Source organism: Ruminococcus sp. B05, assembly GCF_003628495.1.
Taxonomy (GTDB): Bacteria; Bacillota; Clostridia; order Lachnospirales; family Lachnospiraceae; genus Schaedlerella; species Schaedlerella hominis.
This window is the reverse complement of the sequence record NZ_RBZR01000011.1, coordinates 1-15,086: the sequence shown is the minus strand read 5'-3', so window position 1 is coordinate 15,086 and position 15,086 is coordinate 1. Positions and strand designations below refer to the sequence as shown.

General features: G+C 36.4%; 15 protein-coding genes and 1 pseudogene. 13 read left to right on the top strand and 3 right to left on the bottom strand.

The window, feature by feature from the left end:
* Positions 1-7: 7 nt before the first annotated feature.
* Entirely contained in the window at positions 8-670 is a 663-nt protein-coding gene (locus tag D8Q48_RS09470; RefSeq protein WP_118688683.1) for a Crp/Fnr family transcriptional regulator, read from the bottom strand.
* A gap of 160 nt (positions 671-830) precedes the next feature.
* Between D8Q48_RS09470 and hcp the strand changes: the two genes are divergently transcribed.
* Both hcp and D8Q48_RS09460 read left to right on the top strand, forming a co-directional pair.
* The gene (gene hcp / locus D8Q48_RS09465) at positions 831-2,435 is read left to right on the top strand and encodes a hydroxylamine reductase (protein ID WP_191855121.1); all 1,605 of its coding nucleotides are present in this window, start codon (positions 831-833) and stop codon (positions 2,433-2,435) included.
* Between the two features lie 84 nt (positions 2,436-2,519).
* Complete coding sequence (locus tag D8Q48_RS09460; RefSeq protein WP_117494583.1) at positions 2,520-4,031, top strand: DUF438 domain-containing protein; 1,512 nt, start codon at positions 2,520-2,522, stop codon at positions 4,029-4,031.
* Positions 4,032-4,264: 233 nt separating this feature from the next.
* Here D8Q48_RS09460 and D8Q48_RS09455 read toward each other — a convergent pair whose 3' ends face one another.
* Positions 4,265-4,978 (bottom strand): TraX family protein, encoded by a 714-nt coding sequence (locus tag D8Q48_RS09455; protein ID WP_117992076.1) that lies wholly within the window; start codon positions 4,976-4,978, stop codon positions 4,265-4,267.
* 403 nt (positions 4,979-5,381) lie between these two features.
* On the opposite strand from D8Q48_RS09455, the gene eno reads away from it, so the two are divergent.
* The 11 genes from eno to D8Q48_RS09395 all read left to right on the top strand — a co-directional run bounded on the left by eno (position 5,382) and on the right by D8Q48_RS09395 (position 13,931).
* A complete protein-coding gene (gene eno / locus D8Q48_RS09450; RefSeq protein WP_117992087.1) occupies positions 5,382-6,680 on the top strand; it encodes a phosphopyruvate hydratase in 1,299 nt (432 codons plus the stop codon).
* Positions 6,681-7,028: 348 nt separating this feature from the next.
* Complete coding sequence (locus D8Q48_RS09445) at positions 7,029-8,222, top strand: ATP-binding protein (RefSeq protein ID WP_121056354.1); 1,194 nt, start codon at positions 7,029-7,031, stop codon at positions 8,220-8,222.
* A 159-nt stretch (positions 8,223-8,381) separates the two neighbouring features.
* Entirely contained in the window at positions 8,382-8,963 is a 582-nt protein-coding gene (locus D8Q48_RS09435; RefSeq protein WP_243116264.1) for a DUF1294 domain-containing protein, read from the top strand.
* A 171-nt stretch (positions 8,964-9,134) separates the two neighbouring features.
* Positions 9,135-9,347 (top strand): helix-turn-helix transcriptional regulator, encoded by a 213-nt coding sequence (locus D8Q48_RS09430; protein ID WP_117992074.1) that lies wholly within the window; start codon positions 9,135-9,137, stop codon positions 9,345-9,347.
* The gene (locus tag D8Q48_RS09425) at positions 9,337-9,795 is read left to right on the top strand and encodes a DUF6773 family protein (protein ID WP_330514265.1); all 459 of its coding nucleotides are present in this window, start codon (positions 9,337-9,339) and stop codon (positions 9,793-9,795) included. Before D8Q48_RS09430 ends, D8Q48_RS09425 begins: the two co-directional genes overlap by 11 nt.
* Positions 9,796-10,000: 205 nt before the next feature.
* Entirely contained in the window at positions 10,001-10,375 is a 375-nt protein-coding gene (locus D8Q48_RS09420; protein WP_117992073.1) for a GntR family transcriptional regulator, read from the top strand.
* Positions 10,376-10,377: 2 nt separating this feature from the next.
* Complete coding sequence (locus D8Q48_RS09415; protein ID WP_117992072.1) at positions 10,378-11,226, top strand: ABC transporter ATP-binding protein; 849 nt, start codon at positions 10,378-10,380, stop codon at positions 11,224-11,226.
* The gene (locus tag D8Q48_RS09410; protein WP_118688656.1) at positions 11,226-11,897 is read left to right on the top strand and encodes an ABC-2 transporter permease; all 672 of its coding nucleotides are present in this window, start codon (positions 11,226-11,228) and stop codon (positions 11,895-11,897) included. The genes D8Q48_RS09415 and D8Q48_RS09410 overlap by 1 nt, the downstream gene beginning before the upstream one ends.
* A gap of 172 nt (positions 11,898-12,069) precedes the next feature.
* Positions 12,070-12,363 (top strand): autorepressor SdpR family transcription factor, encoded by a 294-nt coding sequence (locus D8Q48_RS09405; protein WP_022074984.1) that lies wholly within the window; start codon positions 12,070-12,072, stop codon positions 12,361-12,363.
* Positions 12,338-13,372 carry an SdpI family protein gene (locus D8Q48_RS09400; protein WP_121056352.1) on the top strand — a complete coding sequence of 345 codons (1,035 nt, stop codon included), beginning with the start codon at positions 12,338-12,340 and terminating at the stop codon, positions 13,370-13,372. The genes D8Q48_RS09405 and D8Q48_RS09400 overlap by 26 nt, the downstream gene beginning before the upstream one ends.
* 34 nt (positions 13,373-13,406) lie before the next feature.
* Complete coding sequence (locus D8Q48_RS09395; protein WP_121056351.1) at positions 13,407-13,931, top strand: hypothetical protein; 525 nt, start codon at positions 13,407-13,409, stop codon at positions 13,929-13,931.
* A gap of 790 nt (positions 13,932-14,721) precedes the next feature.
* Here the strand turns inward: D8Q48_RS09395 and D8Q48_RS09390 are convergent.
* Positions 14,722-15,086 (bottom strand): annotated as a pseudogene (locus D8Q48_RS09390) (hypothetical protein); the annotation flags it as partial.

Below are 15,086 nucleotides of genomic sequence, written 5' to 3'. Positions count from 1 at the left end.
TAACCAGCTAATACTTCAAAGAGAAGGTGTTTTTCTTGTAAGAGAGGACACCTTCTTTTTGTAATTTGCTTAATTCATTAGATAGAGCACTTCGATCTGCATTCAGATAATCTGCCAGCCCTTGCCTATCGTAAGGGATTGTAAATGTGTTAGAGTCGGCATGCATCGATTCGCAAGACAAGTAATTAAGTATCTTGTCACGTAAATTTTTCTTAGAAATATGATCTATTTTATTCATCAATCTTACATTTTTTCTTGCTATTATCTCTAACAGGTTATGAATCAATCTTGTATGAAAACTGCAAGATGAAGAACAGGTTGTAATAATATGATTTATAGAGAAAAGCATGACAGTGAGATTTTCATTGGCAATGACACTGATTTGAGCAGGAACGCTGCTGATACAGGCATAGCTTTCGCCATAGAGCATTCCTGATGACAGCTCTGTAATAATATTGCGATTCCCCCAGACATCATCATTTATTATGAGAGCCTGGCCAGATAGAATCATGCCGATAGTTTGTACCTTATCGCCACTTCTTAGCAGGTATTCACCTTTTGAATAATTTTTAATGCTGACAGATAGACATTTAAGCATTGGAAGAATTTCTGCTTCTGAAATTCCTTGAAACAAAGGTGTATTCGTTAAGATGTTCATATATTTTTCCATGAGTTCTATAATCCTTTTTTTCATCTTTTCCATAGTATATCACAAAAATCGAAAACAAAACAAAAATGTTGTCTGGACAACGGAATAATTGTTGTGAGTTTGATATAGTATCATTAAACAACAAGAAATAATGAATAAAGCAATAGAAAAGGAGAAAAACATGGAAAATAAAATGTTTTGTTATCAATGTGAACAGACCGCAGGATGTACAGGATGTACCGGAAATGCAGGAGTATGCGGAAAGTCCGCCAATACTGCAAGATTACAGGATGAGCTTACAGGAGCATTAATCGGACTTGCTCGTGCAGTCGAGGGCAATGAGCACCTTGTAAACGAAGAGATGAATCAATTAGTTCTTGAGGGATTGTTTACAACCGTTACAAACGTAAACTTTAATGATGAGACATTAAAAATTTTAATTTATAAGATAGAAAATGCAAAAAAGAAATTAGTACCAAATTGCTTTACATGTTCCGGTTCATGTGGAAGAAACGATAATTTTGATATGAATACTCTCTGGACTACGGATGAAGATGTTCGTTCCTTAAAATCCTTAATACTTTTTGGGATTCGTGGAATGGCTGCATATGCATATCATGCAAGTGTGCTGGGATATACTGATGAAACAATCAGCAAATTCTTCTATAAGGCACTTTTTGCAGTCGGAATGAAGGATTGGGGAATGGATGAACTGCTTCCTATTGTATTAGAGGTTGGAGAAGTGAATTTAAGATGTATGGAACTTTTAGATCAGGCAAATACTACAACTTATGGAACTCCTGTACCAACAACAGTACCTCTTACAATTGAAAAAGGACCATTTATTATTATTACCGGTCATGATTTAAAAGATTTACAACTTTTATTAGAGCAGACAAAAGATAAGGGAATCAATATTTATACACATGGTGAAATGCTCCCGGCGCATGCATATCCAGAATTTAAGAAGTACTCTCATTTAAAGGGAAACTTTGGTACAGCATGGCAGAATCAGCAGAAAGAGTTTGATAATATTCCTGGAGCAATTCTTTACACGACGAACTGTCTTATGCCTGTAAAACCAAGCTACGCAGACAGAGTATTTACAACAGAAGTTGTATCTTATCCGGAAATGGTACACATAGGAGAAGAAAAGGATTTTACACCGGTGATTGAAAAGGCACTCGCCTTAGGTGGATATACCAAAGACCAGCATATGACTGGAATTAATGGTGGAATACAGGTGACAACTGGTTTCTCACATGGAACTGTATTATCTGTAGCAGATCAGGTGATTGAAGCAGTAAAGAATGGAGATATTAAACATTTCTTCCTGGTTGGTGGATGTGATGGAGCCAGAGTAGGAAGAAACTACTACACAGAGTTTGTAAAACAGTCTCCTGAAGACAGCATTATTTTGACGCTTGCATGTGGAAAATATAGGTTCAACGATTTAGATTTAGGAACAATCGGAGGACTTCCGAGAATCATGGATATGGGACAGTGTAATGATGCTTATGGTGCAATCAAGGTCGCAATCGCTTTAGCAGAAGCATTTGAATGTGATGTAAATGAACTCCCGCTGTCGATGGTACTTTCATGGTACGAGCAGAAGGCCGTATGTATTTTACTTACACTTTTCTATCTCGGAATCAAGAACATTCACCTCGGACCAACATTACCAGCATTTATTTCGCCAAATGTGTTGAATTTCCTGGTAGAGAATTATGGGATTTCTCCAATTAGTACACCGGAAGAGGATCTAAAAAAGTTATTAAATAAATAATCAGGCGGGAACGGGAAGAGACAGATTTACAATTGTGAGATAGATTTTTCTTAAAACAAAATAGGGGAAAGGCGGTAAAACATTATGAGTAAAAAAATTGATTTAAACTGGTCGGTGTATGATATTACGAAAACTTATCCAGAAGTGATTGATATTATGGCAAATCTTGGGTTTGATGAAATTAAGAAGCCGGCTATGCTAAACTCCGTTGGACGAATTATGACAATTCCTAAGGGTGCAAAGGCAAAAGGAATTTCGATTCCGGTTGTTATAGCAGAACTGATAAAAAATGGTTTTGAAATTACTGGTAATATGCCAGATATTTCCTCTATGGGGAGCAAACAATTTCAAGCCAAAGAGACTGGCAATACAGTATTACTGAAGGATTATTTAAAGAGACTTGGAAATGGAGAAGATTTAGAAAGTGTTAAAAAAGATTTTGTCCAGAATTTTTCTGATGTAGATGCTTCTGAAATTATGAAGGCAGAGCAGGAACTTATAAAAGAGGGAACACCTATTACAGAGGTGCAGAAACTGTGTGATGTGCATAGTGCATTGTTTCATGGCTTAACCAAAGAAGAAAAAATAGCAAATGCTGAAAAGGCAGTCGAAGAATCTTTAAAAAAGGAAGAAACATCCGAAATGACAACTACGACGGATGCATATGTCAGAAAACATGAGCTTGCAAAAGCACTCAGAGAAACAAAGGGCCATCCTCTTTATTCTTTTACAGAAGCAAATGAGAAGTTTAGCAAAGAAATAGCAGATATTAGAGGTGCACTGGAAAAGGGCGAAGATGTAAGCAAAAAAATATCAGATTTTAGACAAATAGCAATACACTATGCAAAAAAGGGTGATTTGATTTATCCACTCCTTAAAGTTCGCTATGAAATATCAGGACCATCGTATGTTATGTGGTCTGTTGATGATGAAATCAGAGATGAATTAGCAGCAATAGATAAGGAATGCAATCATGACGAAGAATGGATTAAAAGAGTACAGGCTGTTTTAACAAGAGCGGATGAAATGATTTATAAAGAGACTAATATACTGTTCCCTATCTGCGCAATGAATTTTACAGCCGAAGAATGGTATGAAATCTATGAAGATGCCAAAGACTATGCATTAGTGTATGGCATTGATAATAGATGGGAAGAAGCAGAAAAATATGTGCAGGATAAAAAGAATCGTCATGAGGCGGCTATTTATGAAGGTGAAATAGTAATGGGCGGTGGACATATGAGTGCAGCACAGTTGGAAGCTATGCTTAATACGTTGCCAATAGAGATTACATTTATCGATGATAATAATATAAATCGTTTCTTTAATGAAGGAGCGAAAGTGTTCAAACGCCCTGGCATGGCAATTGACAGAGAAGTATTCTCTTGTCATCCGCCTAAGATAGAACCAATGGTTCGCTCCATTATAGAAAGTTTTAAAAATCATACTCGTGATAGCGTTCCGGTTTGGATGGAAAAGCAGGGAAAACCATTTTTAGTTACTTATTATGCAGTGAGAGACAAAAAAGATAATTATCTTGGAACTGTAGAAGTGGTACAGGATATGCAGTTTGCAAAAGAGCACTTTACAAGTTAAAACGCATAAAACCATAGATTGTAATCGAATAAAAAGGGAAATATTCTATGAGGTGTCGGATAAAACTGACACCTCAATGAGATGAATAAAAAGAATAAAGTAGAAAAAAGCGGTAGAAAGAACAGTATGTTCTGGAAGAGGTGATCGATATGTAGCAAACGCAGAACAGAGCGCGTCTACAATCATGGGATTAGACTAAGTAGTGTTCCTCCGCTGACTATGGATGCTTACCCTTAAATCTTAAGACACATTCTTATAATTCCTAAAATCAGCAAATGTACTGGATAAAAAAGATAATTAAACCACTTATGCTGTTTTCCACGTTCTCCATTATAAGTAAGTGTCAGGCCAAATCCAAGCAAAGCCCATGGTTCTTTGAACATAGAAAGATAGGAAAATGGAATCGCAAGTGCCTGTCGGTCATGAAAAATATAATAGAAATATCCGATCAGCACCGCATGGTGTTCATAATCTAATCCCAGATTCATTGCGGCAAAGCACAATACTGCTACAATGAGAAATGATACGAAATACCATAAAGCTTTCGGCAATGCTGCCATCCTTTCCTTGAGTACATCAATCAGCCAGATCATGGCAAGCACCAAGGCTAACGTAAACATAATATTGTTCCAGTTGACTTCAAAAAATGTAGCTGTTGTACACATATCAAAAGGAATTTCTGATATGACTCCAAATACAAGAAGTGTAATGAAATACTTCCATTTATTCTTTGTGTGGAAATAGCCTTCCACGAGAAGGAAGAGGAATATTGGAAATGCGATTCTTCCCAAAATATCAAAAAAGTCACTCAACCGATTCAATGATCCTCCATCCAAAATCGGATAGATTAACGCTTTGTTTGTGTGATCGATAAGCATAGATAGAAAAGCGATGTATTTCAGCTGCGCCCCTGAAAATATTTTTATTCTTTCTTTTATATTGTTCATAAAAATAGTCCTTTTTTAAAATTTCTTCAATTACATTCACTTATTGGGTCATCTTTAACCCCCGCCGGATATGGCGAAAAGGAACTATTGAATAGTAGAAAGCGAAAATCGTGATAATTCTATATTACTATAGTTGTTTTGAAAAAACAATAAGAGCGATTAAAACGCAACAAGAGTCTATGAAGCATAAAGCTTGAAAGAAAATCGAAGAAGCCGAACTTAGGATAATCGGTAAAAGTTCTCATTTTTAATAAAAATATATTCTTGATTTATCCAAAGCATTATGCTATGCTAACGATGGTTAGAGAAACCTAACTATCGTGTGAATAAATCATGGGGAACTCCTTCTGCTTCATACCTGAGCAAAAGAAGCAGAAGTGATTCCATGGGAAAGGATCTTAACATGGAGAATTTTTTAGCAATTGAGAAGGTTATCGGAAGAGAGATTATTGATTCGAGAGGAAATCCGACAGTAGAGGCAGAAGTCTATCTTCTGGATGGAACAGTTGGAAGAGGCGCAGCGCCGAGTGGAGCATCCACAGGAGAATTCGAGGCACTGGAACTGCGTGACGGAGACAACTCACGTTTCGGAGGAAAAGGTGTCACCAAAGCCGTAGAAAATATCAATACAGTGATCAATGATGCACTGAAAGGCATAGACGTATCAGACATCTATGCGGTAGATGCAGCGATGATCAAAGCTGACGGAACAAAAGATAAGTCAAATCTGGGAGCAAACGCTATCCTTGCGGTATCAATCGCAAGCGCAAGAGCAGCGGCAAATGCCTTGGAGATTCCACTTTACAGATTCTTAGGTGGAGTGAATGGCAACAGACTTCCGGTACCCATGATGAATATATTGAACGGAGGCGCACATGCGGCCAACACAGTAGATGTACAGGAATTCATGATCATGCCTGTGGGAGCGCCAAGCTTCAAAGAAGCACTTCGCTGGTGCACAGAAGTGTTCCATGCGCTGGCAGCATTATTAAAATCAAAGGGACTTGCAACATCTGTAGGGGATGAAGGTGGATTCGCACCGGATCTTGCCTCAGATGAAGAAGCAATCCAGTACATCTTAGATGCAGTAAAAGATGCAGGATATGAGCAGGGAAAAGATTTCATGATCGCCATGGATGCGGCATCTTCCGAATGGAAGGGTGAGAAGAAGGGTGAATATGTACTTCCAAAGTCAGGCACAAAGTTCACTTCAGAAGAACTGATCGAACACTGGAAGAAACTGGTAGAGAAGTATCCGATCATCTCTATCGAGGATGCATTGGATGAAGAAGACTGGGAAGGATGGCAGAAACTGACAGCAGAGCTTGGAGACAAAGTACAGTTAGTCGGAGACGACCTGTTTGTAACGAATACAGAAAGACTTTCCAAGGGAATTGAACTGGGATGCGGCAACTCGATTCTGATCAAGTTGAACCAGATTGGTTCTGTATCAGAGACACTGGAAGCAATCAAGATGGCGCACAAAGCCGGATACACGGCAATTTCCTCTCACCGTTCCGGAGAGACAGAGGACACAACGATCGCAGATCTCGCAGTTGCACTGAATACCTGCCAGATCAAGACAGGAGCACCTTCCAGATCAGAACGTGTGGCAAAATACAATCAGTTACTGAGAATTGAAGAAGAACTTGGAGCAAGTGCGGTATATCCTGGAAGAGCAGCATTCAATGTGAAACGCTAGAAAACAGAGCTTAAATATTGTTTGAGTTTCTATAGAAATTAATTTAGAACCTCCTATATGATAAAGACTGAAAAGAGTCGAGATCATATAGGAGGTTTTTAACCCACATTGGTGTCAGGCACCAATGTGGGCATAAAGGTGGAAGCAATAGTTTCCACCTTTTTCCATTGAAAAAGTGTGGGAAATGTCTAGGAAATCAAAACTAAAAACTAATACCAAAAAATGAATAATTTTAAAAAAGTGGGAATAGAATAATGACAGAATGCACAGAGTGTGATAATATCAGTCTGTAAAATATATTACCGAAAAATAAAAATTATTAAAAAAGTGGGAATAGGAGATGGTGGCATGCAGATTATTGTAAGAAAAGAGTATTTAAACGAACTGATTGAATTGTATGGGACACCGGATATAAAAGTAATTACGGGCATCAGACGAAGTGGTAAATCGGTATTACTGCAAGAGTTTGTCTCTTATTTGCAGTCATTAGAGGAACCGGTAAATATTGTTATGATAAACCTTCAGGAATTAGAGTTTGATCATTTGTTGGAGTATCATGCATTGCATAAGTATATCTTGGATCAGTACAAAGAGGGAATGACTAATGTTTTATTGATTGATGAGGTTCAGCTATGCCCGCAGTTTGAACTTGCAATTAATAGTATTTATACAAAAGGAATTTATGATATTTATATTACCGGTTCAAATGCATTTTTGCTAAGCTCAGATTTAGCAACACTTTTTACAGGGAGAACGATGGAAATAAAAGTATATCCATTTTCTTTCGTGGAATATCTAACTTATTATGGAATTACAGACAGGTATGATGAAGCTTTTGATCAGTATGTCCGAACTGGTGGTATGCCTGGATCTTATGTATATAAGACTGAGGACAGACAGTATGATTACGTTAGGGATGTGTATTCAACCATTCTTATCAGAGATTTGGTTGAAAAGTATAAGATAAGAAATAAATCAGAGTTCACCAACATATCTGAATTCATGATGGATAACATCGGTAATTTACTTTCGCCTAATAATATCAGCAAAACTTTAAAAAATGACCAGAGCGAGATAACCAGAAAGACGGTATCAAAATACATTGGGTATTTGGAAAATGCATTTCTGTTCTATGAGGCAAAACGCTATGATTTAAAAGGGAAAAAACATCTGGCAAATAATAGTAAATATTATCTTTGTGATACATCATTTCGTTATGCAGTCAATGGTACACGAAACATGGACTTTGGAAGAGTTTACGAAAATATTGTTTATCTGGAGTTGCGTAGGAGAGGATATGAGGTATATGTGGGAAAACTTTATAAAAAGGAGGTGGATTTTGTAGCAAAGAAACGTGAGGCTCAAATATATATTCAGGTAAGCGATAATATTTCAGATGAAAAAACATTTGAAAGAGAATATTCGCCGTTGCTTGCAATAAGAGATGCATATCCGAAGATGATAATTGCAAGAACACATCATGAAACTTATGATTATAAAGGAGTGCAAGTGGTTGATATCTGTAGATGGTTACGAGAATAGTACCAACTACTGAGTTTAATGCAAACTATACGAACCTGCAAAAAGGTATTCACGAAACAACAGAGTATTTGGAAGCATTTCTCAGAAATCTGCTTTTGAACGAGAAAAATGAGCTTCATAATCGAAATCTTCATAATAGAAGAAAAAGGGGTGAAGTGTTTGGGAATATTTGAATACTACCTTATTGGGGTTAATATAATTGGATTTTTTCTATATCTGATTAATATGTTTTTATATTCGCATACCGAAAATGCACAAATTGATGCTATTTTAACTATCGGGGCATTAATTGGTGGTTCTGCAGGAATATTGTTGGCAATACTGCTATTTGATCGTAAAACTGTCAAAGACAATATGATGTCAAGAGTGTTTATCGTATGTGTATTTGTGATACAAGTTATAATATTATTGATGGTAAAAGGACATCATGCAGATCACATAACACTGGCATTTTGGGAGTTTTTTGCAAAATATAAAATATTACTGATATACTTAGCCGTTATCAATTTTATAGCTTTCGCAGCTTATGCGGTGGATAAAGTTAATGCAGCCAAGCATCGTTCAAGAATTAAAATTGTAACATTACTAGGTTTAGCATTTGTTGGTGGTTCGGTTGGCAGTTTATTGGCAATGTATTTATTACGTCATAAAACGAGGAAAGATTATTTCACTGTTGGTGTTCCATTAATAATGATAATGCAAGTAGTGGTGATTTTTTACGCAATGAATGCAGGATGGTAACAAGGAGTATCTTTTGACGATAGATTAAGCTCTTGCCATGAGGGACACAAAACGTGAGCTTTCTAAACTCATCGGATTATTGGTAGCTGTCTTGATATATAAGACAAAAAGTAAAACATAATTGACATTATGAAAAAGAAGTGTTACTTTATAAATGGAGGTGAACATAAAGTGGCAAAAAATATTGCGATAAAAGTGGCAAGGGCTGAAAAGGATATGACACAAAAGGTCTTAGCAGAAGCTGTTGGTGTTTCAAGGCAAACCATAAATGCTATTGAAAAGGGAGAATATAATCCTACAATAAAACTGTGTCGTAAAATTTGTCGTGTATTAGATAAACGTTTGGATGATTTGTTTTGGGAGGATGAAGAGGATGAAAATTAGGAAAATGAAAAGTAATTTAGATGAACGCCAGGAACTAAAACTTCTTAAAATTGAACATAATGGATGTTGGATTGCTTTTTGGGGCTTGCTGATTGTAATGTTAATACAAATGATAGTTGGGAATGACAGTATCAAGAATCTTGCCGGAGAATGGGTTGTATTTATGAGTCTTGCATTATATCTTTCAATTGATTGTGTGCGCAATGGAATTTGGGATAGAAAATTGAAACCGAATCTCAAGACAAATATCATAGCCAGTAGTATTGCGGCAGTGTTGGCAGGGATTATATGGTTTAGTGTTTCCTATCGGAATTACCATAAACTTATTGGCTCAATTGCAACTGGAATTATTATGTTTGTGCAGGTGGAAATCTTATGTTTATTAGTATTAATGATATTTTCTAAAATATATAAAAGAAGAGTACAGAAACTTGAGGAAGATGATTGATATATGAAGTAGAAAGTTGTGGAGAAATTTATAGTATGAATGATAAATGCGTAGTATTAAACGCAAAGAAAATGAATTTTATACTGGAAGCAGTTAGTCTATGAAAAATAGATTAACTGCTTTTTATTTTTTAAAACACAAACCGTATATAACAGTTGACAACAGTATTATACTGTTATATACTGTTTGCGACAGGAGGGAACATATGAAGATTATAATCAATAATACATCAATGGTACCAATCTATGAACAAATCATGGAGCAGATCAAAGCACAAATTATCTCCGGAGAATTAAAAGAAAATGATATATTGCCATCTGTGAGAACGATGGCAAAGGAGCTGAAGATCAGTGCACTTACTGTGAAGAAAGCATATGACAATCTGGAAGCAGAGGGCATGACTGTCACAGTTCACGGGAAAGGAACGTATGTAGCGGCATCGAATACACAGCTGATGGAAGAGGAGCGTAGGAAAGAAGTTGAGGCGGATTTGGAAGCGGCGATTCAGAAGGGAAGGCGCTGTGGAATGAAAGAGGAAGAGCTTCGTTCCTTGTTTGAACTCATCATGGAGGAAGAATAATTATGTTAGAAATCAAAGAGGTAAAGAAAAGCTACGGCGAATTTCAGTTAGACTGTTCGCTAAATGTGGAAAAAGGAAGGATTACTGGTTTGGTCGGAGAGAATGGGGCCGGGAAGAGTACCTTGTTCAAGGCAATGCTCGGACTTATTTCTTATGATGGCGGCGAGATAAAGATCATGGGAAAAACACCCGAAGAGTTAAATGAAAAAGAGAAAGAAGAGCTTGGAGTCGTTCTGGCAGAAGCTGGCTTTAGCGGTTATTTGAAAGGGAAAGATGTTGAGGCAGTCCTTGCCAGATTATATCCAAGGTTTGAAGCAGAAAAATTCCATCAGATGTGTGAAAGCTATCAGATTCCGTTGAATAAATTTATAAAAGAGTATTCAACAGGGATGAAAGCAAAATTGAATCTGATCATTGCATTGACACATCAGGCAGAATTTTTAATGCTGGATGAGCCGACATCAGGACTTGATGTCGGAGCAAGGGAAACGATGCTGGATATTTTACGAGAATATATGGAAGAAGATCCGGAAAGAAGCATCCTGATTAGTTCACATATTTCTTCAGATTTAGAACATCTGTGTGATGACATTTATGTGATCCATAAAGGAAAGATTATACTTCATGAAGAGATGGATACGATTCTTGAAAAATATGCGGTGTTGAAAGTCAGTGAGGCGCAATATCAGGAAGTGGATAAAAGATACATTTTGAAAGAGAAAAAAGAGAGCTTTGGAATTTCCTGCCTGACGAACGAGAAGCAGTATTATGTGGAAAATTATCCAGAAATCGTAGTGGAGAGTGGCTCACTTGATCAGGTGATTCTTATGTTGACAGGAGGCGAGAGATAATGAAAGGAATCAGAGGGCTTTTGGAAAAGGACTTTCGGTTGTTTTTCCGGCAAGGTAGCAATCTTTTTCTGGTGTTGGCGCTTGTTACATTATTTTTTATATTAACGGGAAAAACGGGAGTTTCCTTCATTGCAATGTATATTCCATCCGTTATGGCGGTATATTCGGGGAATACGATTAGTTATGATGAAAATGAGCATGGCTACACATATTTATTTTCTTTACCTATAAATAGAAAAATATATGTTAGAGAAAAATATATTTTTTCTTTTATTATGACAGTGTGTGGATGGGGGATGGGAGTAATCTGTGCAGGAATTATGGTACTCATAAAACCGGGAGAATTTTTTGATGTGGAAATGTTGATAATGGAATTAATCACAATCTTTGTGTTTCAGGCGATTGCGGGAATCGTGATTGCAATTCGGTTAAGGTTTGAAGGAGAGAAAGGACGAATGGTGTTGCCAATTGCAATTTTAATCATTTTTGCAGTTTGTTATACAATTGGACATTTTCTTGAGACTAAATTGGGATTAAAAGAAGGCATTTCGTATATGATAGGAGAAATAGGAGATTTTGAAATCGCGATTTCGCTTATTGTTTTAAGCTTGTTGGTATGGTTTGCTTCATATAAGTACAGTATGAGGGTTATGAAAAAGAAAGAGTTTTAAAATGAAAGATGATATTTATCTGACAAGTTGTGTTACAATTTTATATAAAATAGATGGAGATGGAGAAAAAATTTTTTTCATCTCTATTTTATTTCTTGACATATAATGTACCTGGAATTACAATATATTTAACAATTAGGTTAAATGTTAAATAAGAGGGAGGGATGAATTTTTGGGTATACAAGATACATTAAAAGCATTGGCTGATCCAATACGACGAGAGATTTTGAATTTGTTGAAAAATGGTCGGCTTTCAGCCGGAGAGATATGCGAACATTTTTCAGTAACGGGAGCATCTATATCAAGACATCTGGCAGTATTAAAGGAGGCTGATTTGATTCGAAACCAAAGAGAAGGAAAGTTTATTTATTATGAATTAAACACTTCCGTGTTGGAAGATGTCATGTTATGGATAACGGACTTGAAAGGAGCATCGGACGATGAAGGAAATGATAAAAAATTATAGAGGGACATTAATTAGCTCTGCACTGGTAATTCTTGCAGGGATTCTGGTAGGTTTTACGAGTATACAGGGTAAGTGGTTAAATGTATTTTTTATAGTAATGCAATGTGCGCTTGTGACAATCATATTTTATGATAACAGGAACAGACAACAAAGTCGCAAGGTTATAGGGATGACTATATGGATTATACCTGTTATTACATTGATTTATAACGGTATTGCTAGATTGGTCAACATGGGAGCAGATACAGAGAATTTATTTATGGCATTGATTTATTATGGAACAGGTTTAATGTTTATGGTTATAGGAAATTATCTGCCAAAGGTAAAACAGAACAATACGATAGGAATCAGGGTCGTATGGACATTGCAGGATGAAGAAAACTGGAATGCAACGCATAGATTCAGTGGAAAGATATGGGTGGCATCAAGTATTCTGTGCATGCTTTGCGGTCTTTTTGCAGAAAGCATAGCAGCACTCGTTTTGTATATTGTAAGTATTATGGCAGCCGCAATCATCAGTATTCTTTATTCCTATCTCTTTTATAAGAAAAAGATAGGAACCGGAGAAAAATTAAAAATTCAGTATAACAAAAAAGTAATGGTGGTGTACGGAATCGTAACAATTTTAATGATTATATTTATTATAGTGACTTTGTTTTGGGGAAGCATTGATATTCAGTTCCAAGATAACAATTTTACTATCGAGGCGCAGGGGTGGAGCGATTATACAGTAGACTATACGCAGATTGACAGTATCTCATACGAAGAGAATTCATTACAGAACTCGAATGATTATAGAACCAATGGTTTAGGAAATTTTAAATATGCTATGGGAAATTTTAAAAATGATGTTTATGGAAATTATATCCGTTATACGCATTCGTCATGTCATTCATATGTAGTCATGAGTGTAGACGGAAAAATATTGGTTATAAATGGTGAAAATGATTCGGCAACGAAAGAAATTTATCATGTTATTAGTGAGAAGATGTCACGGGAAATAGAATAGAGTTAGAAACATTTTCACCTAAGGAGACAAAACTATGTATCTTATTTCAATTTATTTTGACAAGAAAACAAATAAAATCCTGCAGTGGTATATAGACAAAATTGCTGAGAAAACAGGTAATCATTTTATGATTGAGAATCGTGTGCCGCCACATATGACAATAGCTGCGATTGAGGCAAGAAATGTAGATGTTCTAAAATCAGCGTTTGATGATTTGAATGGGAAATTGTATGCAGGGAGTATGAAGATTGTCTCTATTGGACAGTTATTTCCATATGTGATGTATGCAACACCTGTGTTAGATCAAAAGCTGTTTAATTTATCCGAGGAAGTATATAATGCATTTTGTGATATTCCAGAGACAACAATGAGTGAATATTATAAGCCTTTTTCATGGCTGCCACATATAACTTTAGGAAAAACATTGGATAAAGTACAAATGGAAAAGGCGTTTCAAGCAATGCAGGAAAGCTTTGTACCATTTACGGCACAATATAATGAGATAGGTATTTCTAAAGTAAATCCACATGAAGATGTGGGAAGGTTTAAATTGGTTTAATGGATAGCTATACGTTTCTTACAAAAAATTGATATAAGAATTCTTACTCAGATTCCGTGAGCGGGTGACACATAAGAGCGTAAATTTTTGCTAAAAGCAAATGAATTTGAACTCAAACTTGCTGCTACGCAGCTTCAAACACGTTCGTTCAAATTCATTAACGCAAAAATTTACGCTTTAAGTGTCTCCAACGCTCACTCCATATTCGCTCGAATTTCTTATATCAATTTTTTGTAAGTAATGTATTGGCACAAGTTCTGAGAGGTGCATCCTCAAGTTATAGAAAGGGCAAGTTGAAGATGCAAAATTTTGATGAGGAGTATCCTCATGTTATCGAAAACGTGGGATGCAGATGCAAAATTTGCGAAGGAAGTATCTTTAAATCCCAGATAAGGCAAGATGCAGATGCAATTCTACATGACAGGTAGGCTGAAAAGCATCTGCAAGCTCAAAGAAAAGTAAGTTGCAGATACATTGCTCTCAAAAAAAGCATCTGCAACAATGAATGTCAAGGCAGTGCAGATACATCAGTTGTCAAAAAATCTGCGACAGCAAATAAACCCAGAATATAGATACATCAGATACCAGAAAAGTAAATCCTTCATCACTTTACCTATTTCAATCACGGTACACCACAAAGCAAGAAAAGACTATGCAATCCAGCGAATTGGAGTCGGGCTTGCCCGACGAAGCTCCCGCAGGAGTGCATAGTCTTTTTCTTTCTTAGAGGTCGTCGTGAACTAAATAGCAAATTAAAAGGAGCTAGAAAAGGGATGAAGAGTTGGAATGATCACCTATTCAACACTTTATTGATTTGTTCTACAGGTAAATTCAATAGTTCAGCCAGTTTGTCAGCATCGGTAATATGCTTAAATAAAGTTCGGATAAATTCTTCGGTTACTTGTTTGGTCACTTGCTCCGTTACTTGCTCCGTTACTTGCTCCGTTACTTGTTCAGTCACTTGCTCAGTCACTTGTTTCGTTACTTGTGCGGTTACTTCTTCCGTTACTCGTTTGGTCACAAGTTCTTCCTGTTCTTGAAATTCTTCTGCCATTAATTCTTTTAATGCTTCACACATATTCGCTTTAACCTCCTTTACTGCAACCCAGTTCGCACGGGTGATTACATCCATTGCAGCTTGATATAGTTTTGATG